Origin of the sequence: Cellulomonas sp. PS-H5, assembly GCF_019265565.1 — a bacterium.
Classification (GTDB): domain Bacteria; phylum Actinomycetota; class Actinomycetes; order Actinomycetales; family Cellulomonadaceae; genus Cellulomonas.
The window spans coordinates 42,287-64,382 of record NZ_JAHVCI010000022.1 but is presented as its reverse complement, the minus strand read 5'-3'; the positions used below and the strand labels follow the sequence as shown (position 1 = coordinate 64,382).

The following is a 22,096-nucleotide window of genomic DNA, read 5'->3' as shown; positions in this document are numbered from 1 at the left end:
CGGCGTGTCGGGCAGAACGCTCCACCCATTTCCACCCCCGGGGGGTGGTGAGGGGGCCGGGAACGGAGGCGTCAGGCGACCGGGTCGTCCGCGCCGTAGGGGGCCAGGCGCAGCGTGCGCGCGTTGGCCGCCACGATCCGGTCCGCCAGCGCGGCCAGGTTCTCCGGGGTGTCCGTGCCCGCGCGCACGAACCGGCCGTGCAGCGCGTCCAGCCGCCCGGAGCCGAAGGCGTCCACCAGCTCGACCGTCGCCTCGACCGGCGTCCACTCGGTGCGGTCGTCGTGCAGCGGCATCGCCTGGGTCATGTCGGTGACGACCACGCCCGGCGCGACGTCGAGCACCGTGACGCCCCGGTCGGCGTACTGCGCGTCGAGCATCGTGGTGAGCCGCGCGAGCGCGCCCTTGCTGATGCCGTAGCCCGTGTACACGCCCGACGGCCGGTGCCCCGAGCCGGAGTTGATGTTCACCACGTGCCCGGAGCCGCGCGCCAGCATGCCCGGCAGCACCGCGTGCGCCAGCAGCAGGGGGCCGCGCACGTTCGTCTCGATCACCCGCCACACGTCCTCGACGTCGTCGGCGACGAGGTCGACCTCGGCCCGCTCGATGACCCCGGCGTTGTTGACGAGCAGGCCGAGCCCGCCGAGGTCCGCGAACGCCTCCTCGACCCGCGCGACCGCCGCGGCGACGGCGTCGCGGTCCACCACGTCGACGGCCTCGACCACGACCCGGGCGCCGTGCCGGGCGGCCCGGGCCTCCGCGGCGACGGCGTCGAGGTGCGCCCGGGTGCGGCCGGCGAGCGCGACGTCCCACCCGGCGCGGACCAGGCCGAGCGCGAGGCCCCGGCCGATGCCCCGGCCCGCGCCGGTGACGAGGGCGGTGCGCGGGGCGGGGGCGGGCGTGGCGGCGTCGGAGGTCGTCATGCCCCCATCGTCGCCCATCGGCGCCGCGCCGCCGTCACGTCACCGGCCCGGCCCCGCCCGCCCTCTCCCGCCGGACGACCCCGGGTCGGCATACTGGCGCTGCCCACCGCGTTGTCCGACGTCGGGGCCGGATCCGGCCCCGGAGTCAGCCGCCCGTCACCGACCGCGAGGGGAGCCGCCCGTGGCCACGGACGCCGCCGAGCCCACCCGTGCCGTTCCCGGCCCGCCGCTGCGGGTCCGCCTGCCCTCCGTCAGCCCCTCGGTGCGCGACTTCCTCGCGACCGAGGCCGGCAGCGCCGTGTTCCTGCTCGGGGCGACCGTGCTCGCGCTCGTGTGGGCGAACTCGCCCCTCTCGGACGCGTACGACGCGCTGTGGTCGACGTCGGCCGGCTTCCACCTGGGCTCGTTCGGGATCGACCTGAGCCTGCACCACTGGGTGAACGACGCCGCGATGGCGGTGTTCTTCTGCGTGGTCGGCCTCGAGATCAACCGGGAGATCACCAGCGGCGAGCTGCGGGACCGCCGGACCGTCGCGGTGCCGGCGCTCGGCGCCCTGGGCGGCCTGGCGATCCCGGCCGTCATCTACCTGCTGTTCAACGCGGGCACCGAGGCCGCGCACGGCTGGGGCGTCGTCATGTCGACCGACACGGCGTTCCTGGTCGGCATCCTCGCGCTGTTCGGCCCGGCCTGCCCGGACCGGCTGCGGCTGTTCCTGCTGACGCTGGCGATCGTCGACGACATCGGCGCGATCACGGTGATGGCGGTCTTCTACAACGACGGCGTCGACGTCGCGGCGCTCGCCGTCGCCGGGGTGCTGGTGCTGGGGCTGCTCGTCCTGCGGTGGCTCGGCGTCTGGCGGCTGACGCCGTACGCCCTCATCGGCGTCGCCCTGTGGTTCGCGGTGAACGCCTCGGGCGTGCACGCGACGCTCGCGGGCGTGCTGGTCGGGCTGCTGCTGCCCTCACGGCCGATGGCGCGGGACCACGTCGAGCAGGTGCCCCGCTGGACCGACGGGCTGGTCGCCGAGCCGACCGCGGACACCGAGCACCTGGCCGAGCTCGCCGCCCGCGCCACCGTGCCCGCCGGCGAGCGGCTGCAGCGGCTGCTGCACCCGTGGTCGGCGTTCGTGATCGTGCCGGTGTTCGGCCTGGCCAACGCGGGCGTGCGGCTCGACCCGGAGGCGCTGCGCGCGGCCGCGACGTCGAGCGTGACGATCGGCGTGGCGGTGGCGCTGGTGGCCGGCAACACGATCGGCATCACCGGGGCCGCGACGCTCGCCATCCGCACCGGGCTCGGGCGGCTGCCCGGGCGGGTGCGGTGGGGCCACCTGCTCGGCGGTGCGGTGCTCGCCGGGATCGGGTTCACGATCTCGCTGTTCATCGCCGAGCTGGCGTTCGAGGGCGAGCTCGTCGAGCAGGCGAAGATCGGCATCCTCGCGGGCTCGCTGATCGCGGCGGTCCTGGGCACGGTGCTGCTGCGGGTCCTCGGCGACCGGCTGCCGCTGTGCTCGCCGGGCGACGAGCTGCCCGCCGGGCTGCCGCCGCGGCCCTGGGTCGCCGGGTCCTGATCCCCACCCTCTTCTCGCGTCGACCCCCGATCGATCGGGGGTCGACGCGAGAAACCGGTGGGGATCCGCGGGCGCGCGGCCTCAGCGCGCCGGCACCGCCGCCGCGACCGCCGCGCGCAGCGCGGGCAGCTCGACCGGACCCCGGTACCGCTCCCCCTGGACCAGCAGCGTCGGAGTCCCCCGCACCCCGAGCCCGAGACCGCCGACGTAGTCCGCCTCGACCAGGTCGGCGTACGGCTGGGCGCCCTCGCCCGCGACGGTCGCCGGGTCGAGGCCGAGGCGCGCGCCGGCGGCGCGGAGGTCGGGCTCGGTCAGCCGGTCCTGCTGCGCGAACAGCAGCCGCTGCATCTCCCAGAACAGCCCCTGCTCCGCGGCGGCCTCGGCCGCGAGCGCCGCGATCAGCGCGTGCGGGTGCACCTGGAACAGCGGGAAGTGCCGCCAGACCAGCCGCACCCCGCCGTCGGACTCCTCGACCAGCTGCCGGAGCACCGGCTCGGCGTCCCGGCAGTACGGGCACTCGAGGTCGCCGTACTCGGTGATCGTGACGGGCGCGGCGGGGTCGCCGAGGACGAGCCGGGGGGCGTCGGACATGCCCCCAGCATGCCCGACGCCCGCCACCGACCTCGGCGGGCGCCTCAGCGCGGCCGCATCGGCGGGCTCGCCGTCCCCGCCCCGCGCGCGATCCCCGCGACCAGCTGCCGCATCGCCTGCACCCCGGTGTACCGCGGGTGGAACCCGAGCTGCCGCTCGGCGCGGGTCGTGTCGAGGACCGGCGCCGACGCGCCCATGTCGAACCACCCGGGCCCGACCGGCGCCAGCCGCGCGTGCCACGCGAGGGACAGCGCCGTGCGCACCGGGGCGTGCGGCACCTCCCGCCACCGGCCCCGCGACACGACGTCGGCCACGTCGGCGGCCCGGATGATCCCCGGCCCGGCCACGTTGTACGGCCCGCGCGCCTGCCGGACGACCGCCTCGCGGTACGCGTCGGCGAGGTCGTCGGCGTGCACCGCCTGCAGCCGGAACCCCGCGGGCCACGGCAGCACCGGCAGCCGGTTGTCGAGGAGCCCCGCGGGCACGAACGGCCCGAGGAAGTACCGCGTGATCTCGTGCCCCGCGGCGTGCTGGAAGACCAGAGCCGGGCGCAGCCGCGCGATCGTCAGGGTCGGGTACCGCAGCTCGGCCTCGTCCAGCAGCCGCTCGACCGCGACCTTGTCGACGCTGTAGTCGGACGACCGGATCCCGCCGGTGTCCCACTCCTCGTCCCGGGGCTCGTCGGAGTACGACGGGCTGTACGCCCCGACCGACGAGGCGACGACCAGGTGCGGCACGCTCGCGTCGACCACCGCACCGAGCACCCGGCGCATCCCGTCGACGTTGACCCGCCGGAGCTGGTCGCGGTCGTGGCTCGGCTGGATCAGCCAGGCGAGGTTGACGACCGCGTCCGCGCCGGCAAACACGCGGCGCAGCCGCTCGACGACCGGGCCGTCCGGGCCGGGCGCACCGATGTCGACGGCGTGCCAGTCGGTGGTGTCGTACGGCGGCGGGGGCGTCCGGCGCGGCGTGCGCCGGGCGACGCCGACCAGGGCCGTCACGGTCGGGTCGTCGCGCAGCCGGCGCAGCACGGCGGTGCCGACGTTGCCGCTGGCCCCGATGACGACGACCTTCACCGCGCCTCCCCGGTCCCGGCCGGCTCGCCCGGCGCGCCGTCCTCCGCGAACGCCTGCTCGCGGGCGACCTGCCCGAGCCGGGTCAGCGTCGCGATCTGCTCGTCGGCCTGGTCCAGCAGGCGCTGCAGCTGCGCCGGGTCGAGCCCCAGGTCGTCGGCCCAGATGTGCAGCGTCTCCCACAAGCCGCGCTTCGCGATCACGGCGCCGCGCATCAGGTCCAGCTCCAGCACGGCGGTCAGCGGGGACTGGTCGGTCAGCCGGCCGTTGGGCTTCAGCCGACCCGCGCGCTCGACGACCGCGAGGCCCACGCGCTTGACCAGGGACGGCCGCACGTCGAGCCGGTAGGAGGTGTCACGCAGCCACTCGCGCTCGTCCGTGACCTCCTGCGCGATCCGGGCGAGCGCCGGACCCAGCGGGGTGTCCGCGTAGGCCTGGGCCATCCGGCCGAACCGCGCGCTGCCGCCCTCCGCCCCGGCGAGGTGGTCGCCGAGGTAGGAGTCGAGCAGCGTGCGGTCGAGCCGCCTCACGGGGTCCCGGCGCCGCCGCCGTCCGCGCCGTCGGTGCGCGGGTTCAGGTTGTCCGGGTCCGCGTCGGGGTCGGCGTCGCCCTCGTCGCCGCCGGAGGCCTGCGTCCCGGTGCGCGGGTTGAGCATCTCCGGGTCGGTGTCCGGGTCCTCGGCGGGGTCGTAGCCGTTCTGCGTGGTGTCGTCGGTGCTCATGGGCCCACGCTGGCACCAGGCCCCGGACCTCGCACCCCGAACGGTCACCGCGACCCGGAGGACCGCCGGGACGATCGTCCCTGGTGCCCGGTGCGTGGATCTGGTGCACCGAGCACCGCGTGCGCTGGTTACCATCGAGTCGTGCCCTCAACTGTCGAGCCGGTCGATGTCGTCCTGGTCGGTGGCGGGATCATGTCCGCCACGCTCGCCACCCTGCTCTCCGAGCTCGAGCCGTCCTGGCGGATCGAGATCGTCGAGCGGCTGGACGGGATCGCCCTGGAGAGCACGGACGCCTGGAACAACGCCGGCACCGGGCACGCCGCGCTCTGCGAGCTGAACTACACCCCCGAGCGCGCCGACGGCACCGTCGACATCGCCAAGGCGGTGACGATCAACGAGCAGTTCGCGCTGTCCTGCCAGCTGTGGGACCACCTGCGCGACGAGGGCCGGCTGCCCGACGACTCGTTCCGGTCCGCCGTCCCGCACCTGACGTTCGTCCGGGGCGCCGACGACGTGGACTACCTCCGCCGCCGGCACGCCGCTCTGACCGCGCACCCCCGGTTCGCGCACCTCGAGTACACCGAGGACCCCGAGACCATCGCGTCCTGGACCCCGCTGATCATGGCCGACCGCGACCCCGACGAGCCCGTGGCCGCCACCCGCGCCCTCGACGGCCTCGACGTCGACTTCGGCACCCTCGCCCGGCGCATGGTCGACGACCTGGTCGCCCGTGGCGCCCGGGTCCGGCTGCAGCACGAGGTCCGGCGGATCAGCCGGCGCCGCGGCGGCGGCTGGCGGCTGCACCTGGTCGACCGGGCGTGGAACGCCAGCCCGAAGCGGTCGACGCTCGACGCGCGGTTCGTGTTCATCGGCGCCGGCGGCGGCGCGCTGCGCCTGCTCCAGGACGCCGGCATCCCGGAGATCAAGGGCTACGGCGGCTTCCCGATCAGCGGCCAGTTCCTCCGCACCACCGACCCGGCCCTCGTCGAGCGGCACCGCGGCAAGGTCTACGGCAAGGCCGCCGTCGGCTCCCCGCCCATGTCGGTCCCGCACCTCGACACCCGCGTCGTCCAGGGCGCCCCGGCGCTGCTGTTCGGCCCGTACGCCGGCTGGAGCATGAAGTTCCTCAAGGCCGGCTCGTGGACCGACCTGGTCCGCACCGTCCGGCCGGGCAACCTCATCCCGCTGGTCGCGGTCGGCCTGCACAACCTCGACCTGCTGAAGTACCTGATCAGCGAGGTGCTGGCCACCCGCGACGCCCGGATGCGCACGCTGCGCGGGTTCATGCCGACGGCGCGCGAGCGCGACTGGGAGCTCATCACCGCCGGTCAGCGCGTGCAGGTGATCAAGCGCGGCAAGGGTGGCGGCGTGCTGGAGTTCGGCACCGAGCTGATCACGGCCGCCGACGGGTCGATCGCGGGCCTGCTCGGCGCCTCGCCCGGCGCGTCCACCGCGGCGTCCGCGATGATCGACCTGCTGCGCCGGTGCTTCCCCGAGCGGTACGCCGGCTGGCGGCCTCGGCTCGAGGAGATGATGCCGCAGCTGGCCGAGGGCTCGACGGCGGCCGCTCCGGGTGCCGGCGAGGCCCCGGACGCCGACCCGGACCTGGAGACCGAGGACCCGGCGCGCCCGGACGGCTCGAACCCGGGCGTCGGCCACGAGCCGGGCCCGGAGCCGCGCGACGCCTCCCCGCGGGCCGCGGGCCGCCGCCCGGCGCGCCCCACGCTCCCCCGCCGCCGGGACACCCCGGTCGCCTGACCCCGCTCGCGTCGCCCCCGCACCCCGCCGAGATAGGACCGGCGCGCCGAGATAGGACCGTGGTCGGCCCTATCTCGGCGCGGAGGTCCTATCTCGGCGCGGGGCGGGCGCGAGTGGGCGGGCGCGGGCGGGCGGGCGGGCGCGCGGGCGGCCCGGTCGCCGGATCCGTGGCGCAGGAGGAGCGTGGGGGCATGAGAGCCGTCGTCCTGAACTGCACGCTGAAGCCGTCGCCGCAGCCGTCGAACACCGAGCAGCTCGCGCGCGTCGTCGTCGAGGCCCTGGAGGGCCACGGCGTCGAGGTCAGCACCATCCGGCTGGCCGACCACGACATCCCGCCCGGGGTCGAGTCCGACCTGGGCGGCACCGACGAGTGGCCGGCGGTGCGTCGCGCGGTGCTCGACGCCGAGATCCTGGTCGTCGCCACGCCGACCTGGGTCGGCCACCCGTCGTCGATCGCCCAGAAGATGCTGGAGCGGATGGACGCGATGATCTCCGAGACGGACGACGCCGGCCGCCCGGTGGCCTACAACCGGGTCGCGGGGGTGGTCGTCACCGGCAACGAGGACGGCGCGCACCACGTCATCTCCGAGATCGCCGGCGCGCTGGTGGACATCGGCTTCACCGTCGCACCGCAGGGCTGGACCTACTGGAACCGCGGGCCGGGCCCTGGGCCGGACTACTCCGGCACCGACGAGGGCCACGAGTGGAGCCGGTCGACGGGGCGCGCGATGGCGCAGAACCTGGTGGGCGTGGCCCGCGCGCTGGCCGCGACCCCGCTCGGCCCGCCCGCGTCCTGACGCGGCGGCGTCCGCGACGGCCGTGCACCGGCCGCCTCACCGGCGACCCCGCCGGCCTCCTTCGCCCCCGCGCATCCGCGCGCGCAACCGCAACGGCCCCCGGGAGCGCTGCTCCCGGGGGCCGATCGGGTGCGGCGGTGCCGGCCGAGCCGCCCCCTGCGGGCTCGGACGGTGCCGCCGCGCGCCGGCCGGTGCCCTCCACACCCGCCGTGCGCGTCACCCGTGTAGTCCGCAGGGAACGCCGATCCGTCACGTCGCCGTCGTGTGACCTAGATCACATCAAGTCACGGCCGGTCACAGCCCCATGTCGAGGACCACCCGCCCGTCGATCGTGCCGGTCTCCATCCGCGTGAACACGTCGTTCACCGCGTCGAGCGGCCGCAGCTCGTACTTGGTGCGCACGAGCCCGCGCGCGTAGAAGTCGACCGCCTCCTGCATGTCGAGCCGGGTGCCCACGATCGACCCGCGGACGGTCAGCCCGCGCAGCACGGTGTCGAAGATCGACAGCGGGAAGGTGCCCGGCGGCAGCCCGACCAGCGACACCGTCCCGCCGCGGCGCAGCATCGACAGCGCCTGCGGGAACGTCGACTCGCTGACCGCCGTGACCAGCGCCGCGTGCGCGCCGCCCACGAGGTCGTGCACCGCCTCCCCCGGGTCGCCGTCGCGGTGGTTGACCACCAGCTCGGCGCCGTACTCTAGCGCGGACGCGCGCTTGGCCTCCGAGCCCGTCACGGCGATCACCCGGTAGCCCATCGCGGCGGCGTACTGGATCGCCATGTGCCCGAGCCCGCCGATCCCGGAGACCACCACCCAGTCCCCCGGCTTCGCGTCGGCGACCTTGAGGCCCTTGTAGACCGTGACGCCCGCGCACAGCAGGGCCGTGACGCCGGCCGCGTCGACCCCCTCGGGGATCCGCGGCGCGTACCGCGCGTCGACGAGCATGTACTCGGCGAACGAGCCGTCGACCGAGTACCCGGAGTTCTGCTGCCCGGTGCACAGCGTCTCCCAGCCGCGCAGGCAGTCCCGGCACGTCCCGCAGGCCGTCGCCAACCAGGCGTTGCCCAGCCGGTCGCCCTCTCGGACGCCGCGCACCTCGGAGCCGACCGCGACCACCCGACCCGCCCCCTCGTGCCCGGGCACGAACGGCGGCGACGGCTTCACGGGCCAGTCGCCGCGCGCGGCGTGCAGGTCGGTGTGGCACACGCCGGAGTAGTCGACCCGGACCAGCGCCTCGTGCGGACCCGGAACCGGCACCGGGCGCTCCTCGACGACCAGCGGGGCGCCGAGGTCGCGGACGACCGCGGCCTTCATCATCTCGGGCACAGCAGCTCTCCTCACGCCGCGCGTCCACCACCTTGTGAACGCTGTCACGAGAACGTATCGCCGCCGCCCGGCGCTCCGGCAGGGACCGAGGGCCCACCCCCGGGACCGACCGCGTCCGGATGCGGCCCGCGAGGCGTCCTGCGACGGTGGGGTCATGACCAGCAGACTCGTGCTCGTCCGCCACGGGGAGAGCGAGGGCAACGTCGCCGCGACCCGCGCGGAGCGCGCCGGCGCCGAGACGGTCGGCGTGCCCTGGCGCGACGCCGACACCCCGCTGTCCGGCACCGGGGAGGAGCAGGCCCGCGCGCTCGGCGCCCACCTCGCCACGCTGCCGCCCGAGGAGGCCCCCGAGGTCCTCTGGGTGTCGCCCTACGTCCGGGCCCGGCGGACCGCCGAGCTGGCGCTCGAGAAGGCCGGCCTGCCGCTGCGGACGGTCGTGGACGAGCGGCTGCGGGACCGGGAGCTCGGCATCCTCGACGGCCTCACCAGCCACGGGGTCGACGCCCGGTTCCCGGACGAGGCCGCCCGCCGCGACCGGCTCGGGAAGATGTACTTCCGGCCGCCCGGTGGGGAGTCCTGGGCCGACGTCGCGCTGCGGCTCCGCTCGGCCGTCGCGGACATCGAGCGGCGCGAGGCGGGCCGGCGCGTGCTGGTCGTCTGCCACGACGCCGTCATCTGGCTGCTGCGGTACGTCTGCGAGGGGCTGACGGAGGACGAGCTGATGGCGCAGGTCGCCGAGCACAGCGTGCGGAACGCGTCCGTGACGGTCCTGGTCGGCGGCCCGGACGGGTGGCGCGCCGAGGTCGTCGACGACGTCGCGCACCTCGGCGGCGCCGAGGTCACCGAGCACCCGGGGCAGGGCGATGAGTGACGCGCCCGCCCTCACCCCGGCGCTGCTGCGCGGCTGGCCGCTGCCGGCGCGCGACGGCGCCAAGGACGTGCGCGGCGGCGTGCTCGTCGTCGGCGGCGCCCGCCGCACCCCGGGCGCCGCGGCGCTCGCCGGCGTGACGGCGCTCCGGATCGGCGCGGGGCGGCTGACGCTCGCGGTGGCCGAGTCCGTCGCGGCGCCGCTCGCCGTGGCCACGCCCGAGGCCGGCGTGCTGGCGCTGCCGGAGGACGCCGACGGCTCCCCCACCGGCGCGACGCCGCCGCACCTGGCCGCGGAGCTCGAGCGCGCCGACGCCGTCGTCGTGGGCCCGGGGCTGGACGAGCCCGAGGGCGCCGCGGCCCTGGTGCGGTCGGTGCTCGGCGCCCTCGCCGGCCGGGACGCGGCCGTGCTGCTCGACGCCTTCGCGCTCGGCGTGCTGCCGGGCCTGCGGGACGAGGTCGCGCTGCCGGAGGGCCGCACGGTGCTCACCCCGAACACGACCGAGGCGGCGCGGCTGCTGGGGGTCGACGAGGTCGACCCGGACGACGCGGCGGTCCGGGTGGCCGAGCGGTGGGGCGCGGTCGTGAGCTGCGCCGGGACGATCGCGCACCCGGACGGGCGGCGGTGGGCGTCGGCGACCGGCTACCCCGGGCTCGGGACGTCAGGCAGCGGCGACGTGCTGGCGGGAGCCGTCGCGGGTCTCCTCGCCGGCGGCGCCCCTCCCGAGCAGGCCGCCTGCTGGGGCACCGCCGTCCACGGGTCCGCCGGCGACCGCCTCGCCGCCCGCGTCGGACCGCTGGGCTACCTGGCGCGCGAGCTGGCGGACGAGGTCCCGGCCGTCCTGGTCGAGCTGCAGGCCTGACGGCGCGGCGTCCGGCGCGGCACCGTCGCCCGCCCGGCCCCCGCCCGGCTCGGCGACGAGGTCCGCGCCGACGACGTACCGGAACTGGGTGACGGTGGGCTCGTCGATGCCGGCCGGCTCGGAGCGCAGCGTGACCTCCTCGTGCCCGGACATCCGCCCGGTGCCCGCGTCGACGAGGAGCACCTGCACCGCCTCGATGCCGGTCGGCGGACCGCCGGGGACGCCGAGCGCCACGGCGCGCCGCCCGGTCCGGTCGGTCACCTCGCCGGCGAGCGTCACGCCCGGCTCGTCGGCCAGGACCGTCCACAGCGTCGACTCGAACGTCGAGGGCAGGACGTACCCGTCGGAGACGATCGCGGCGGCCTGGTAGAGGCACCACGCCGCGTAGGTCGTGTCGGGGCCGCAGCCGATCGCCGCGCCGCCAGCCGCCTCGAGGAGCTCGGCGCGCAGCGTGGCCGGGTCGTCGGACATCGCGCTGAACAGCCCGGGGTCGAACGTCCCCGCCGGGATCCGGTCCACCGCCGCGTCCGCCGGCGTGGTGTCGACCGCGGCGAGCAGCCCGTCCTCGCCCAGGTGCTGACCGCGCCACTCCAGCGCGACGAGCGACCCGTCGGGACTCAACCAGGTCTCCCGGACCACCGGGTCGACCGTCGACGTCGGGGTGCCGTCGCCGCCGACGACCGTGCTGAGGTACCAGGCCTGCGCCAGCACGTGCTGCACGTCGCCGGCCGGCTCGGGGTCGGGGTGCGCGGCCGCGGCGTCCGCGAGCTCGAGCAGCGTGTCGTGCGCCGGCTCGCCCCCGCCGGCCGCCAGCTCCTCCGGGGTGACGGGGTAGGCGAGCATCGGCGGGGAGCCGCTCGCGACCGCGGTCGGCGGGTCGTGCAGCGGGAGCAGGGCGAGCACGGTGCCGCCGACCGCGGCCGCGGCGACTCCTGCGGCGGCGGCGACCCAGCGGCGGGCGCGGCGCGGGGCGCGGTCGGCGCGGGAGGCGCGCAGGGGGACGACCGGGGCCGGTGCGGGCCCGGCGTCGCCGCCGGCACCGACCGGTGCCGACGGGTCCGTCGCCAGGATCCGGGCCAGCAGCTCCTCGTCGCCCGGGTGGGCGGCCGGCGCCGGGGCGCCGACGCCGTGCGCGGCGAGCAGGCCCCGCAGGGCGTCCGCCTCGGCGAGGGCGCCGCGGAGCTCGGCGTCGCGGTCGTCGTCGGTCATCGGTCCCTCCCCCCGGGTCCTGAGGTGTGCGTCGTGCCGTCGTGGGTGCTGCCGTCGTGCGTCGTGCCGTCGAGCACCGCGGCCAGCCGGGCGCGGGCCCGGGACAGCCGCGAGGTGAGCGCGGTGAGCGAGCAGCCGAGCACCTCGGCCGCCTCGCTCGGCGTGAGCCCGGCCCACACGGTCAGCGACATCGCCTCGCTCTCGGCCGGCGGCAGCTGGGCGAGCAGCCACCGGGCCAGGTCGTCGCCGGCAAGCCGGTCCGACGGGTCCGCGACCGGCGCCCGGGTGGGCTCGGCCGCCGCGACGCCCGCGACGGTGCGCAGCTGGCGGCTGCGCTGCTCGTGGGCGTGCTTGACCTTGTTGCGGGCGACGCCGAACACCCAGGGCCGGAGCTCGGCGGCGGGAACGGGCGCGTCGGCCCACCGGCGCCACAGCACCAGGAAGGTCTCCGCGACCACGTCCTCGGCGAGGTCGTCCGGGACCTGGCGGCGGGCGTACCCGCGGACCTGGGGCGCGAGCAGGCGGTAGGCAGCGGCGAACGCGTCGGCGTCGCCGTCACCCGCGAGGGCGCCGTCCGCGCCCTCGTCGCCCCCTGCCCCCACGCCGTCCTCAGGTCGCTCGTCAGCATGTCGTCGCAGTCATCGTACGGACCGAGAGGCTGCCCACGGACGTCGTCGGCGTCTGCGCCCCGGCGTTCCAGCAGGTGACGCCGCCGGTGCCACCCGACCCGGAGTACGTGCGCACGTCCACGGCCATCCGGTTCCAGACGGAGCCGGCGCTCGCGATCGACGTGGCCTGCAGCCCCGACGTGCCGGTGGACCAGAACGTGCCCGAGTACCCGGTGCCGCTCCAGAGGCAGAACCGCCCGGCCGCGCACTGGCTGGCGCTGTACCCCGTCACCTCCACGGGCCCCGGGTCGTCGTCCGCCGCGCTCGCGGGTGCGGCGAGCGCGGACACGCCGAGCGCCACGACGCCGACGAGGGCGGCGCGGAGGCGACGGGCGGTGGTGGGCTGCACATGGGGTGTCATCCCGCCATGCTCCGAGCCTGTCACGCGCGCCGCCTGTGAGATGCGTCACACGACGGCCCGCATGGCAGAGTCGTGCCCCGTGACCGACCGCTACGCACCCGACGACCACCTGGGCCACCGCTCGCTGCTCGTCGCCGCCGCCTACGTGCTCCTGCTCCGCGGGGACGAGGTGCTGCTGCAGCTCCGCCACGGCACCGGCTACATGGACGGCCGGTGGGCGACGCTCGCCGGGCACGTCGACCCGGGCGAGTCCGTCCACGAGGCGGCGGTGCGCGAGGCGGCGGAGGAGGCCGGCGTGCGGATCGACCCGGCGGACCTCGAGCCCGTGACGTCGCTGCACCGGTTCGAGCGGGGCGGGCCGCAGGTCGAGCAGCGCTGCGACTGGTTCTTCGTCGCGCGGCGCTGGTCCGGCGACCCGGCGGTCGCCGAGCCGGACAAGGCCGTCGAGATGCGCTGGTTCCCCCTCGGCGCGCTCCCCGAGCTCGTCGTGCCGCACGAGCGGCTGGTGCTCGACGGCGTCCGCGACGGCGGCCTGCCGGCGGTCGTGTCGCTGCCCTCCTGAGCGTCAGGGCAGCCGCAGCTCCGCCCGCAGGCCGGGCGCGCCGTCGGGCCGGTCGGCCAGGACCACGTCGCCCCCGTGCTCCCGCGCGATCTCCCGGGCGATCGCCAGCCCGAGCCCGCTGCCGCCACCGGGGCGCGCCCGCGCCGCGTCCAGGCGCACGAACCGCGCGAACGCCCGCTCCCGGTCGGGCGCGGCGACCCCCGGGCCGTCGTCGACGACCGCCACCAGCCCGTCGGCGACCTCGACGCGCACCGACCCCGCCGCGTGCCCGATCGCGTTGTCGACGAGGTTGCGGACCACCCGGCCCAGCGCCGCCGCGTCCCCCCGCGCCCGCCCCGCGCCGACCACCTCGAGCGCCACGGGCCGCGCCGGCGCGCCGGTCGCCGCGGGCGCACCGAGCGCCTCCGCACCCACGGCCCCGGCCGCCGCGAGCGCCGTCGCCTCCCGCGCGACCTCGGCGAGGTCCACGACGGCGTCCGGAACCGGGCGCGACCCGAGGCGCGCGAGCAGCAGCAGGTCGTCGACCAGCGCCTGCATCCGCCGCACCTGGTCGCCGAGGCCCTCGACGAGCTCCCCGGGCGCGTACGCCTCCGGGTGCGTGCCGGCCACCTCGAGCTGGGCCCGCAGCGCCGCCAGCGGGGTGCGCAGCTCGTGCGCGGCGTCCGCGACGAACGCGCGCTGCCTGCCCGCCGCCTCCTCGAGCCGGTCCAGCATCTCGTTGAGCGTCCGGGCCAGCGCGCCGACCTCGTCGTCGGTGCCGGGGTCCGGCAGCGAACCGGGTCCGCCGACCCGCGCCACCTGCGCCGCCGCGGACCGCAGGCGCTCGACCGGCCGCAGCGCGCGCCCGAGGGCCACCCAGATCGCGGCGGCGAACAGCGCGGTCAGCACCGGCACCACGCCGGCGAGCGCCAGGCGGAGTGCCCGGACCAGCCCCTCGACCTCGGCCACCGGGACCGTCGCGACCACCACCGTCCCGTCGGGGGCACCGGGGGGCGCGACCACCGCCGCCCGGGCCGCGCGGTCGTACGCGGACGCCTCGGTCCCGCCGACGACCGCCTCGCCCGGCGCCGCAGCGGCCCGTGCCCGCAGGTCCGCCAGCGCGTCCCCGGCGAGCACCGGCAGGGTCCGGCTGGCGGTCGGCGACGTGGCGACGACCCGGCCACCGGCGTCGAGCACCTGGACGATCTCCCCCGGCTCGGCCACGGGCAGCGCTTCGGGGACCTGGTCGCTCGCCACCAGCGCCGACACGGTCTCCGCACGTGCCCGCACCACCTCGTCGAGCGCCGCCACCCGCCCGCGGGACAGCACCGTGCTGAGCACGACCGCCCCGACGACCAGCGCGGCGCACAGCAGCCCGGCCGTGAGCACGGTGAGCCGGGCGCGCAGCGACCACCGAGCCCGCCGCGGCCGGCTGCCGCTCACCCCGCGACCCGGTAGCCCGCGCCGCGGACGGTCGCGATCGCCTCCCGCCCGAGCTTGCGGCGCAGGTACCCCACGTACACCTCGACGACGTTGCCGTCCTCGCCCGGCCCGTCCCAGACGTGGTCCCGCAGCTCGACCTTCCCGACGACCCGGTCCGCGTGCCGCATGAGGTACTCGAGCAGCGCCAGCTCGCGCGCCGTGAGATCGACCGGTTCCCCGGCCCGGGTCACGGCGCGCGCGGCGGGGTCGAGCACCAGGTCGCCGACCGTGAGCACCGCGGGCCGCACCTGCGGCGGCCGGCGCAGCAGCGCCCGGATCCGCGCGACGAGCACGACGAACGAGAACGGCTTGGTCAGGTAGTCGTCGGCCCCGACGTCCAACCCGTCCGCGACGTCGTGCTCCCCGTCCTTCGCGCTCAGCAGCAGCACCGGGGTGGTGACCCCGGCGGCGCGCAGGCCGGTGACGACGTCGTAGCCGTTGCGCCGCGGCAGCATCACGTCGAGCACGATCGCGTCGTAGTCGCGGTCGGTCGCGAGATCGAGCCCGGAGGCGCCGTCGTACGCCACGTCGACCGCGAACCCCTCGGCCGTCAGCCCGCGGCGCAGGGCGTCCACCAGCCCGCGCTCGTCGTCCACCACCAGCACCCGCACCCCCGCAGCATCGCACCGCGGGCGGCGCACGGCCGCCCCCGACCGGCCGCGGCGTTCTCAGCGCCGCCTCAGGCCGGGTGGCGCACAGTGGGGTCATGGCCGACACCGAGCGCCCCCGCCGCACCCTCTCCCCCCGTGCCCGCTGGGCCGTGCCCGGGGTCGTCGCCGTGGCGGTGGCCGCCGCGGTCGGCGTCCCGGCGCTCGCCTCCTCGGGCGACGCCGACCTCCCGGCGCTCACCCCGCAGGAGCTGCTGAGCAGGGTCGCGGACGCCGAGCCGACGCCCGTGCAGGGCACCGTCGTCTACACCGCGCGCCTGGGCCTGCCCGAGCTGCCGGCGGAGATGACCGGCGCGGACCCGCTCAACCTGCTGGGCGGCTCCTCCACGCTGCGGGTGTGGTCCGACGGCGCGGAGCGGTCCCGGGTCTCGCTGCTCGGGGCGACCTCGGAGTACTCGGTCGTGCACGACGGCGCGGAGGCGTGGACCTACTCGTCCACCGACGACGCGGTCACGCACTACACGCTCGACCCCGCGGACGTGGCGCGGTACCAGGCGCTCGCCGACCGGGCCGCCGCGGCCGGAGCCGCCGACCTGCCCACCCCCGAGGCGGCCGCCGCGCAGGTGCTGGCGCTCGCCGAGCAGGACGCCGACGTCACCGTCGACAGCCCGACGACGGTCGCCGGCCGGGACGCCTACCAGCTCGTGGTGAGCCCCACCGACGACGGGACGCTCGTGTCCCGGGTCGTCGTCGCGGTGGACGCCGAGACCGCCCAGCCGCTGCGGGTCCAGACCTGGTCCACCTCCGACGGCGCGGCCCCCTCGCTCGAGGTCGGGTTCACCGACGTGCAGTTCACCGCGCCCGACGACTCCGTGCTGGCGTTCTCCGCCCCCGCCGGCGCCGCCACCGAGGACGTGGTCGTGCCGCTGCCGGAGGTGCCGGAGGGCGCGGCCGACCCCGGGACCGTCCCGCCGCTCCTCGACGGCGTCGCGGTCGCGGGCTCCGGCTGGTCGACCGTCGTCACGCTGAGCGACGTCGACGTCGCGGGCCTGGTCGGCGGGGACGCCGCCTCGCTCGCCACCGTCCCCGGCGCGGAGCGCGTGCTCGGCTCCGAGGAGGCGCAGGACCTCGTGCAGCAGTTCGTCCCGAGCGACGAGGACGGCACCCCCGGCCGGCCGTCGCTCGACACCACGGCGCTCTACGACCAGCTCACCACCGCGGTCCCCGAGGGCCGGCTGCTCAGCTCGACCCTGCTGTCGGTGCTGATCACCGACGACGGCCGGGTGCTGGTCGGCTCGGTGCCGGCGGACGCCCTGCGCGCCGCGGCATGAGCGACGCGCACCACGACGGCGACCTGGCCGTCCGGACCGCCGGCCTGACCAAGCGGTTCCGGAGCGGCCAGGTCGCCGTCGACGGCCTGGACCTGGCCGTGCCTCGCGGCGCCGTGTACGGGTTCCTCGGGCCGAACGGGTCCGGGAAGACGACCACGATCCGCATGCTGCTCGGCCTCGCCCACCCGACGGCCGGGCGCGCCTGGCTGCTCGGCGCGGCGATGCCGGAGGAGGCCGCGCGGGTGCTGCCCCGGGTCGGCGCGCTCGTCGAGGGGCCCGCGTTCCACCCGTACCTGTCCGGGCGGGCCAACCTGGCGCGACTGGACGCCGGGGACGCCACGGCGGACCCGCGCACCAGCCGCCGGCGCGCGGACGCCGCGCTGGACCGCGTCGGTCTCGGGGCGGCGGCGACCAAGCCCTACCGGCAGTACTCGCTCGGCATGAAGCAGCGGCTCGGCCTGGCCGCCGCGCTGCTGCAGCCGCGGGACCTGCTGGTGCTGGACGAGCCGACCAACGGCCTCGACCCCCAGGGCACCCGCGAGGTGCGGCACCTGGTCCGGGAGCTCGCCGACGGGGGCGCGACGGTGCTCGTGTCGTCGCACCTGCTCGCCGAGATCGAGCAGGTCTGCACGCACGTCGGGATCATGAGCCGCGGCCGGCTGCTGCTGCAGGGCGAGCGGGCCGCGCTGACGGACCGCAAGGGCGCGCGGCTGGCCGTGACCACCCGCGCCGCGCAGGCCGGCGCCGCCGCGGACGTGCTGCGGGGGCTGGGGCTCGCCGACGTGGCCCGCGACGGGCGGGCGCTGCCGGGCGGTGCGGGGACGGCGCGGCTCACCGCGGCGCTCGGCCCGACGCCGCCCGAGAAGGTGTCGGCCGCGCTCGTGCACGCGGGCGTCGACCTGGTCGGCCTCGAGGTCGACCGGCCGAGCCTGGAGCAGGTGTTCGTCGAGCTGACCGGGGAGGGCTTCGATGTCGCGCGCTGAGGTGCTGGACGCCCCCGTGGCCGCGCCCGCGCCGGTCGCGTTCGCCCGCCTGCTGCGGTCCGAGCTGCGCCTGGTGCTCGGGCGGCGCCGGAACCTCGTGCTGCTCGCGGGGCTCGCGCTGGTGCCGGTCGTCATCGGCACGGTGCTGCTGGTCACCCGGGACAGCGCGCTGTCGGGGCAGGGCCCCGCCTTCCTGGCGCAGGTCACCGGGAACGGGTTGTTCCTGGTCGTCGCCGCGCTGTTCCTCTGCCTGCCGTTCCTGCTCCCGCTGTGCATCGGCATCGCGTCCGGCGACGCCGTCGCCGGCGAGGCGTCCGCCGGCACGCTGCGCTACCTGCTCGTGGTCCCCGTGCCCCGGACGCGGCTGCTGGCCGTGAAGGCTCTGGCCGCGCTGGCGTTCGCCGCCGCCGCGGTGCTCGCGGTCGCGGTGACCGGGCTGCTGATCGGGGCGGCCTACTTCGGCGTGCACGACGTGGTGCTGCTGTCCGGCAGCACCGTGCCCGTCGGCGAGGGGCTCGTGCGGGTCGCCGGGATCGTCGCGTACGTCGGGCTGTCGCTGACCGGGCTGGTCGCGGTCGGGCTGTTCTTCTCGACGCTCACCGAGGTGCCCGTCGGCGCGATGGCCGCGACGGTCGTGGTCGCCGTGGTGTCGACGGTCCTGGACTCGCTGCCGCAGCTCTCGGCGATCCACCCGGGGCTGCTCACGCACCACTGGTTCGACTTCGCCGAGTTCCTGCGGGTGCAGGTCGACTGGGGCGTCGTCGGCTCGGGGCTCGCGGTGCAGGCGGCGTGGGTGGCCGTGTTCGGGGCGCTGGCGTGGGCGCGGTTCACCACAGCGGACGTGACGTCCTAGGCCGGTCGGTCCGGCCCGGACCCCGGCTCAGGCGAGCAGGCCGACGACCGTGGCGACGACCGCGAGGAGCGGGAACGCGCCCTGCACCGCGGCCGCCCGGGCCTTGTCGGGCGAGGAGAGGACGAGCACGAGCGCGGCCGCCAGCATCGACCCGGTGCCGGCCAGCACCAGCGCCGCGCCCACGGCGTCCGCGCCGGTCGCGGTCGCGACGACCCCCGCCGCCGCGACCACCGCGAGGAACAGGTTGTAGAAGCCCTGGTTGAACGCGAGCTCCTTCGTGGCCTCGGCGCCCTCGGGCGTCGTGCCGAAGGTCGCGCGGGTCCGGGGGGACGTCCACGTGAACGACTCGAGCGTGAAGATGTACACGTGCACCAGGGCCGCGAGCGCGGCGAGCACCAGTCCGGCGGCGATCATGCGGGCCAGTCTGCCGCGTCGCGGGCCACCGCGGGGTCTTGTGACCCGGACCACAGGCGAGTAACGTACAACCACATGGTTGTACGTCAGCTGGAACCCGACGAGGTGGACCGGGTGTTCGCCGCGCTGGCCGACGCCACCCGCCGCGACATCGTCACGCGGGTGCTGCGCCGGGAGGCGTCGGTGACCGCCCTCGCGCGCTCCTACGAGATGAGCTTCGCCGCCGTGCAGAAGCACGTCGCGGTGCTCGAGCGCGCGCACCTCGTGACCAAGCAGCGGCACGGGCGCGAGCAGGTCGTCCACGCCGACGTCGCGACCATCCGGGCGGCCGCACGGCTGCTCGACCGGTACGAGGAGATCTGGCGCGGCCGCATCGACCGCATGGCAGAGCTCCTCGGGGACACGCGAGAAGGGGACGACTCATGACCGTCGTGGACACCATCAAGGACACCGACGCGCTGACGCTCACCGTGGTGACCGAGCTCGCCGCCCCGCCCGAGCGGGTGTGGCGGCTGTGGTCCGAGGGCGAGCAGCTCGGCCGCTGGTGGGGCCCTCCGGGGTGGCCGGCGACCTTCCCCGCCCACGACCTCACGCCCGGCGCCGAGTCGCGGTACTACATGACCGGCCCGGACGGGACGCGGGCGCACGGCTGGTGGCGGGTGCTCGCGGTCGACCCGCCGCGCTCGATCGAGATCCAGGACGGGTTCTCCGACGCCGACGGCAACCCGGACGACGCGATGCCCGCCGCCGTGATGCGCACCGAGCTCACGCCCGTCGACGGCGGGACGCGCATGACCATCACCACGCGGTTCCCGGACGCCGAGGCGATGGCCCAGGTGATCGCGATGGGGATGGAGGAGGGCATGCGCGAGGCGGTCGGGCAGATCCCGGCGCTGCTCGCAGAGGGCTGAGCCCGCGGGGCGGTGCGGGCCGGTCAGGGCCGGTGGTCCCACCAAGTCATGGGACGACTGGGCGCATACTGGGAGCGTGAGCGGCGTGACCCGGCAGCGACCGACCCGCACCACCCCCGAGGGGCGGCGCGCGCCGTGAGGGTCCGCACCCGCCCCGAGCACCCCGCGACCGGGGCCGCGCTCGCCGTCGTCGGCGGCTTCCTCGACGCCTACACGTTCGTGGCGCACGGCGGCGTGTTCGCCAACGCCCAGACCGGCAACGTCGTCTTCGTGGCGATCCACGCCGCCCAGGGCCAGTGGGCCCAGGCGGCGGGCTACCTGCCGATCATCGGCGCGTTCGTGCTGGGCCTGGTCGCGGCGGAGTGGCTGGCGGCGCACCGCCGGCTGCCCGGGCTCGACGACCCGACCCGAGTGGTGCTGCTCGCCGAGATCGCCGTGCTGGTCGCCGTCGCGGGGCTGCCGCGCTCGGTGCCCACGCTCGTGACGACCATGGCGGTCGCGTTCGTCGCCGCGCTGCAGGTCACGACCTTCCGGCTCGTCCGGGACACCACCTACAGCACGACGATGACCACCGGGAACCTGCGCACCCTCGTCACCGCGGCCTACGAGTGGCTCAGCGGGTACGACCGGACCCAGCGGGTGGTCGCCCTGCGTCTCGCCGTGATCGTGCTGGCGTTCGCGGGCGGCGCCGGGATCGGCGCGGTGGCGAGCGCGCCGGACGCGCTCGGCACGCGCGCGACGCTGCTCGCCGCGGCGGTGCTCGCCGTGGTGCTGGCCGCGATCGAGACGCACACGCGGCGGACGGGGGCCGAGGGCACGAACGCGGCGCGCGGCGGCACCGCGCCGGCGGACCGGTCCCCGTCGGGCGCGGAACCGGACGTCGCCCGCCCGGTGCCCGCGGGCGTCGGCGCCGACGGCGACTGACCGGCTCGAACTCGCGGGACTGGTGGTCGCGGCGGTGGGAGCGCTACCGTCCGTCGGGACATCGAGGAGGATGCCCGTGCACCGCAGCCGGATCTCGACCCTGCTCATCGACGCCCCGCACGCCGAGGCCGCCGCCGCGGCGCGCTTCTGGTCGGCCGCCACCGGCGTGGCCTCGTGGTCGGTGCCGGACGAGGAGCAGTTCACGCACCTCGAGGACCCCATCCCCGGGCTGGTCGCCGCGGTGCAGTCGATCGGCGGACCGGCGCGCTACCACCTCGACATGGAGACCGACGACGTCGCCGCCGAGACGGCGCGGCTGCTGGACCTGGGCGCCGTCGAGGTCGGCGGCTGGCTCGACTGCCGGACGCTGCGCGTCCCGGGCGGCCACCTGCTGTGCGTGATCCCGGTGCACAGCGACCCGGCAGACTTCGCCGAGCACGCGCACGTCTGGCCCTGACGGCGACCGGCGGGTCGCACCCGCGCGGAGGTCGCCCTCCCGCGCGCGGAGCCGTGCCGGCGCGGTCCCGCGCCCCCGCCGCAGCGCCCAGGCCTCAGACGGCCGGGCCCTCCGGGTCGGCGGCGGTACCGGCGTCCGGCTGCGCGGCCGGGTCGTCGCCCGCCAGCACGCGGTACACCGACCGGCGCGCCTCGGCCAGGATCTCGCCCGCGCGCACCCGCTGCGCCTCGGTCCCGCCGCGCCCCACAGCCCGGACGGCCTCGAGCAACGGGCCGACCTCGGCGCGCAGGTCCACGCCCTGCTCGGCGTCGCCGGTCGCGAACGGGTCGGGCCAGGACGCCGCGTCCCGCTCGACGAGGGCGCGGCCCTCCTCGGTCAGCGTCGCGAGCTTGCGCCCCGCCGAGGCCGTGAGCGTCACGACACCCTCGTCCTCCAGGAGGTTCAGCGTCGGGTAGACGGCGCCGGGGCTCGGGCGCCACCGGCCGTCGCTGCGCTCCGCGATGGCCTCCATCAGCTGGTAGCCGTGCATCGGCTGCTCGGCGAGCAGCAGCAGGATGGCGTTGCGGACGTCGCCGCGCGGTCGCCGGCCGCGCCGCCCACCGGGTCCGAACCCGCCCGGGCCGAACCCGCCGGGACCCCCCGGGCCGAAGCCTCCGCCGGGTCCGAACCCCGCGCCCGGGCCGAAACCGCGCGGCCCGTGGCCGCCGAACCCCCGCCCGCGACCGCGGTGCCCCTCGTGCGACCCGTGCGGGCCGCGACCGGACCGCTCGTCGCGGCCCTCGCTCTCGAACTCATCGTGTGTGTCGTTGTATCGCATGACGCTAACGATATATCGCTACCGCTCCCTTGTGAACCCCTCTCGTGCACGCCGCGA

General features: G+C 76.8%; 25 protein-coding genes. 13 read left to right on the top strand and 12 right to left on the bottom strand.

The genetic code is table 11. The features are described from left to right. Window positions 1-71: 71 nt before the first annotated feature. Window positions 72-920, bottom strand: a complete 849-nt coding sequence (locus J5O08_RS10780; RefSeq protein WP_218706848.1) for an SDR family oxidoreductase — start codon at window positions 918-920, stop codon at window positions 72-74. A gap of 181 nt (window positions 921-1,101) precedes the next feature. On the opposite strand from J5O08_RS10780, the gene nhaA reads away from it, so the two are divergent. Beyond that, a complete protein-coding gene (gene nhaA / locus J5O08_RS10775; protein WP_308281546.1) occupies window positions 1,102-2,487 on the top strand; it encodes a Na+/H+ antiporter NhaA in 1,386 nt (461 codons plus the stop codon). A gap of 81 nt (window positions 2,488-2,568) precedes the next feature. On the opposite strand, the gene J5O08_RS10770 is transcribed toward nhaA, so the two are convergent. Genes J5O08_RS10770 through J5O08_RS10755 form a run of 4 tightly spaced genes read right to left on the bottom strand, consistent with a single transcriptional unit; the run spans window position 2,569 to window position 4,872 of the window. Further along, the gene (locus J5O08_RS10770) at window positions 2,569-3,078 is read right to left on the bottom strand and encodes a DsbA family protein (RefSeq protein WP_218706846.1); all 510 of its coding nucleotides are present in this window, start codon (window positions 3,076-3,078) and stop codon (window positions 2,569-2,571) included. A gap of 44 nt (window positions 3,079-3,122) precedes the next feature. Continuing rightward, complete coding sequence (locus J5O08_RS10765) at window positions 3,123-4,154, bottom strand: NAD-dependent epimerase/dehydratase family protein (protein ID WP_217616656.1); 1,032 nt, start codon at window positions 4,152-4,154, stop codon at window positions 3,123-3,125. Further along, window positions 4,151-4,681, bottom strand: a complete 531-nt coding sequence (locus tag J5O08_RS21625) for a hypothetical protein (protein ID WP_218706845.1) — start codon at window positions 4,679-4,681, stop codon at window positions 4,151-4,153. The genes J5O08_RS10765 and J5O08_RS21625 overlap by 4 nt, the downstream gene beginning before the upstream one ends. Continuing rightward, entirely contained in the window at window positions 4,678-4,872 is a 195-nt protein-coding gene (locus J5O08_RS10755) for a hypothetical protein (RefSeq protein WP_217616658.1), read from the bottom strand. Before J5O08_RS10755 ends, J5O08_RS21625 begins: the two co-directional genes overlap by 4 nt. A gap of 141 nt (window positions 4,873-5,013) precedes the next feature. On the opposite strand from J5O08_RS10755, the gene mqo reads away from it, so the two are divergent. Next, the gene (gene mqo, locus J5O08_RS10750) at window positions 5,014-6,630 is read left to right on the top strand and encodes a malate dehydrogenase (quinone) (protein WP_308281545.1); all 1,617 of its coding nucleotides are present in this window, start codon (window positions 5,014-5,016) and stop codon (window positions 6,628-6,630) included. Window positions 6,631-6,821: 191 nt separating this feature from the next. After that, the gene (locus tag J5O08_RS10745) at window positions 6,822-7,427 is read left to right on the top strand and encodes a flavodoxin family protein (RefSeq protein ID WP_218706844.1); all 606 of its coding nucleotides are present in this window, start codon (window positions 6,822-6,824) and stop codon (window positions 7,425-7,427) included. A 294-nt stretch (window positions 7,428-7,721) separates the two neighbouring features. On the opposite strand, the gene adhP is transcribed toward J5O08_RS10745, so the two are convergent. Further along, window positions 7,722-8,741, bottom strand: coding sequence for an alcohol dehydrogenase AdhP (adhP, locus tag J5O08_RS10740; protein WP_218706855.1), 1,020 nt, complete (start codon window positions 8,739-8,741; stop codon window positions 7,722-7,724). A 163-nt stretch (window positions 8,742-8,904) separates the two neighbouring features. On the opposite strand from adhP, the gene J5O08_RS10735 reads away from it, so the two are divergent. Both J5O08_RS10735 and J5O08_RS10730 read left to right on the top strand, forming a co-directional pair. Continuing rightward, entirely contained in the window at window positions 8,905-9,621 is a 717-nt protein-coding gene (locus J5O08_RS10735; protein WP_218706843.1) for a histidine phosphatase family protein, read from the top strand. Then, window positions 9,614-10,480, top strand: a complete 867-nt coding sequence (locus tag J5O08_RS10730; RefSeq protein WP_218706842.1) for an NAD(P)H-hydrate dehydratase — start codon at window positions 9,614-9,616, stop codon at window positions 10,478-10,480. The genes J5O08_RS10735 and J5O08_RS10730 overlap by 8 nt, the downstream gene beginning before the upstream one ends. Window positions 10,481-11,685: 1,205 nt before the next feature. Here J5O08_RS10730 and J5O08_RS10725 read toward each other — a convergent pair. Together J5O08_RS10725 and J5O08_RS10720 are read right to left on the bottom strand one after the other, a co-directional pair. Continuing rightward, a complete protein-coding gene (locus J5O08_RS10725; protein ID WP_218706841.1) occupies window positions 11,686-12,291 on the bottom strand; it encodes an RNA polymerase sigma factor in 606 nt (201 codons plus the stop codon). Window positions 12,292-12,310: 19 nt separating this feature from the next. Beyond that, entirely contained in the window at window positions 12,311-12,718 is a 408-nt protein-coding gene (locus J5O08_RS10720) for a peptidase inhibitor family I36 protein (RefSeq protein WP_218706840.1), read from the bottom strand. 79 nt (window positions 12,719-12,797) lie between these two features. On the opposite strand from J5O08_RS10720, the gene J5O08_RS10715 reads away from it, so the two are divergent. Then, window positions 12,798-13,280 carry an NUDIX domain-containing protein gene (locus J5O08_RS10715; RefSeq protein ID WP_308281544.1) on the top strand — a complete coding sequence of 161 codons (483 nt, stop codon included), beginning with the start codon at window positions 12,798-12,800 and terminating at the stop codon, window positions 13,278-13,280. Window positions 13,281-13,283: 3 nt separating this feature from the next. Here J5O08_RS10715 and J5O08_RS10710 read toward each other — a convergent pair whose 3' ends face one another. Beyond that, window positions 13,284-14,702: a HAMP domain-containing sensor histidine kinase gene (locus J5O08_RS10710; protein ID WP_218706836.1), complete on the bottom strand. Its 1,419-nt coding sequence runs from the start codon at window positions 14,700-14,702 to the stop codon at window positions 13,284-13,286. Then, the gene (locus J5O08_RS10705; RefSeq protein WP_218706834.1) at window positions 14,699-15,352 is read right to left on the bottom strand and encodes a response regulator transcription factor; all 654 of its coding nucleotides are present in this window, start codon (window positions 15,350-15,352) and stop codon (window positions 14,699-14,701) included. The genes J5O08_RS10710 and J5O08_RS10705 overlap by 4 nt, the downstream gene beginning before the upstream one ends. A 95-nt stretch (window positions 15,353-15,447) precedes the next feature. On the opposite strand from J5O08_RS10705, the gene J5O08_RS10700 reads away from it, so the two are divergent. The 3 genes from J5O08_RS10700 to J5O08_RS10690 are packed head-to-tail and all read left to right on the top strand — an operon-like array spanning window position 15,448 to window position 18,516. After that, window positions 15,448-16,680: a hypothetical protein gene (locus tag J5O08_RS10700; RefSeq protein WP_218706832.1), complete on the top strand. Its 1,233-nt coding sequence runs from the start codon at window positions 15,448-15,450 to the stop codon at window positions 16,678-16,680. Further along, the gene (locus J5O08_RS10695; protein ID WP_218706830.1) at window positions 16,677-17,663 is read left to right on the top strand and encodes an ABC transporter ATP-binding protein; all 987 of its coding nucleotides are present in this window, start codon (window positions 16,677-16,679) and stop codon (window positions 17,661-17,663) included. The genes J5O08_RS10700 and J5O08_RS10695 overlap by 4 nt, the downstream gene beginning before the upstream one ends. Continuing rightward, complete coding sequence (locus J5O08_RS10690; protein WP_218706829.1) at window positions 17,650-18,516, top strand: ABC transporter permease; 867 nt, start codon at window positions 17,650-17,652, stop codon at window positions 18,514-18,516. The genes J5O08_RS10695 and J5O08_RS10690 overlap by 14 nt, the downstream gene beginning before the upstream one ends. Before the next feature lie 27 nt (window positions 18,517-18,543). Here J5O08_RS10690 and J5O08_RS10685 read toward each other — a convergent pair whose 3' ends face one another. After that, the gene (locus J5O08_RS10685) at window positions 18,544-18,930 is read right to left on the bottom strand and encodes a DUF1304 domain-containing protein (protein ID WP_217616236.1); all 387 of its coding nucleotides are present in this window, start codon (window positions 18,928-18,930) and stop codon (window positions 18,544-18,546) included. Window positions 18,931-19,005: 75 nt separating this feature from the next. On the opposite strand from J5O08_RS10685, the gene J5O08_RS10680 reads away from it, so the two are divergent. From J5O08_RS10680 to J5O08_RS10665, 4 genes are all read left to right on the top strand, one after another. After that, complete coding sequence (locus J5O08_RS10680) at window positions 19,006-19,356, top strand: metalloregulator ArsR/SmtB family transcription factor (protein WP_218706828.1); 351 nt, start codon at window positions 19,006-19,008, stop codon at window positions 19,354-19,356. Then, window positions 19,353-19,841, top strand: a complete 489-nt coding sequence (locus tag J5O08_RS10675; RefSeq protein WP_218706826.1) for an SRPBCC domain-containing protein — start codon at window positions 19,353-19,355, stop codon at window positions 19,839-19,841. The genes J5O08_RS10680 and J5O08_RS10675 overlap by 4 nt, the downstream gene beginning before the upstream one ends. A gap of 135 nt (window positions 19,842-19,976) precedes the next feature. After that, entirely contained in the window at window positions 19,977-20,765 is a 789-nt protein-coding gene (locus tag J5O08_RS10670; RefSeq protein WP_218706824.1) for a YoaK family protein, read from the top strand. Between the two features lie 76 nt (window positions 20,766-20,841). After that, on the top strand, window positions 20,842-21,222 hold the full coding sequence (locus J5O08_RS10665; RefSeq protein ID WP_218706823.1) for a VOC family protein: 381 nt from the start codon (window positions 20,842-20,844) through the stop codon (window positions 21,220-21,222). A gap of 94 nt (window positions 21,223-21,316) precedes the next feature. Here the strand turns inward: J5O08_RS10665 and J5O08_RS10660 are convergent, their stop codons facing one another. Continuing rightward, entirely contained in the window at window positions 21,317-22,039 is a 723-nt protein-coding gene (locus tag J5O08_RS10660; protein WP_218706821.1) for a PadR family transcriptional regulator, read from the bottom strand. Between the last annotated feature and the right edge of the window lie 57 nt (window positions 22,040-22,096).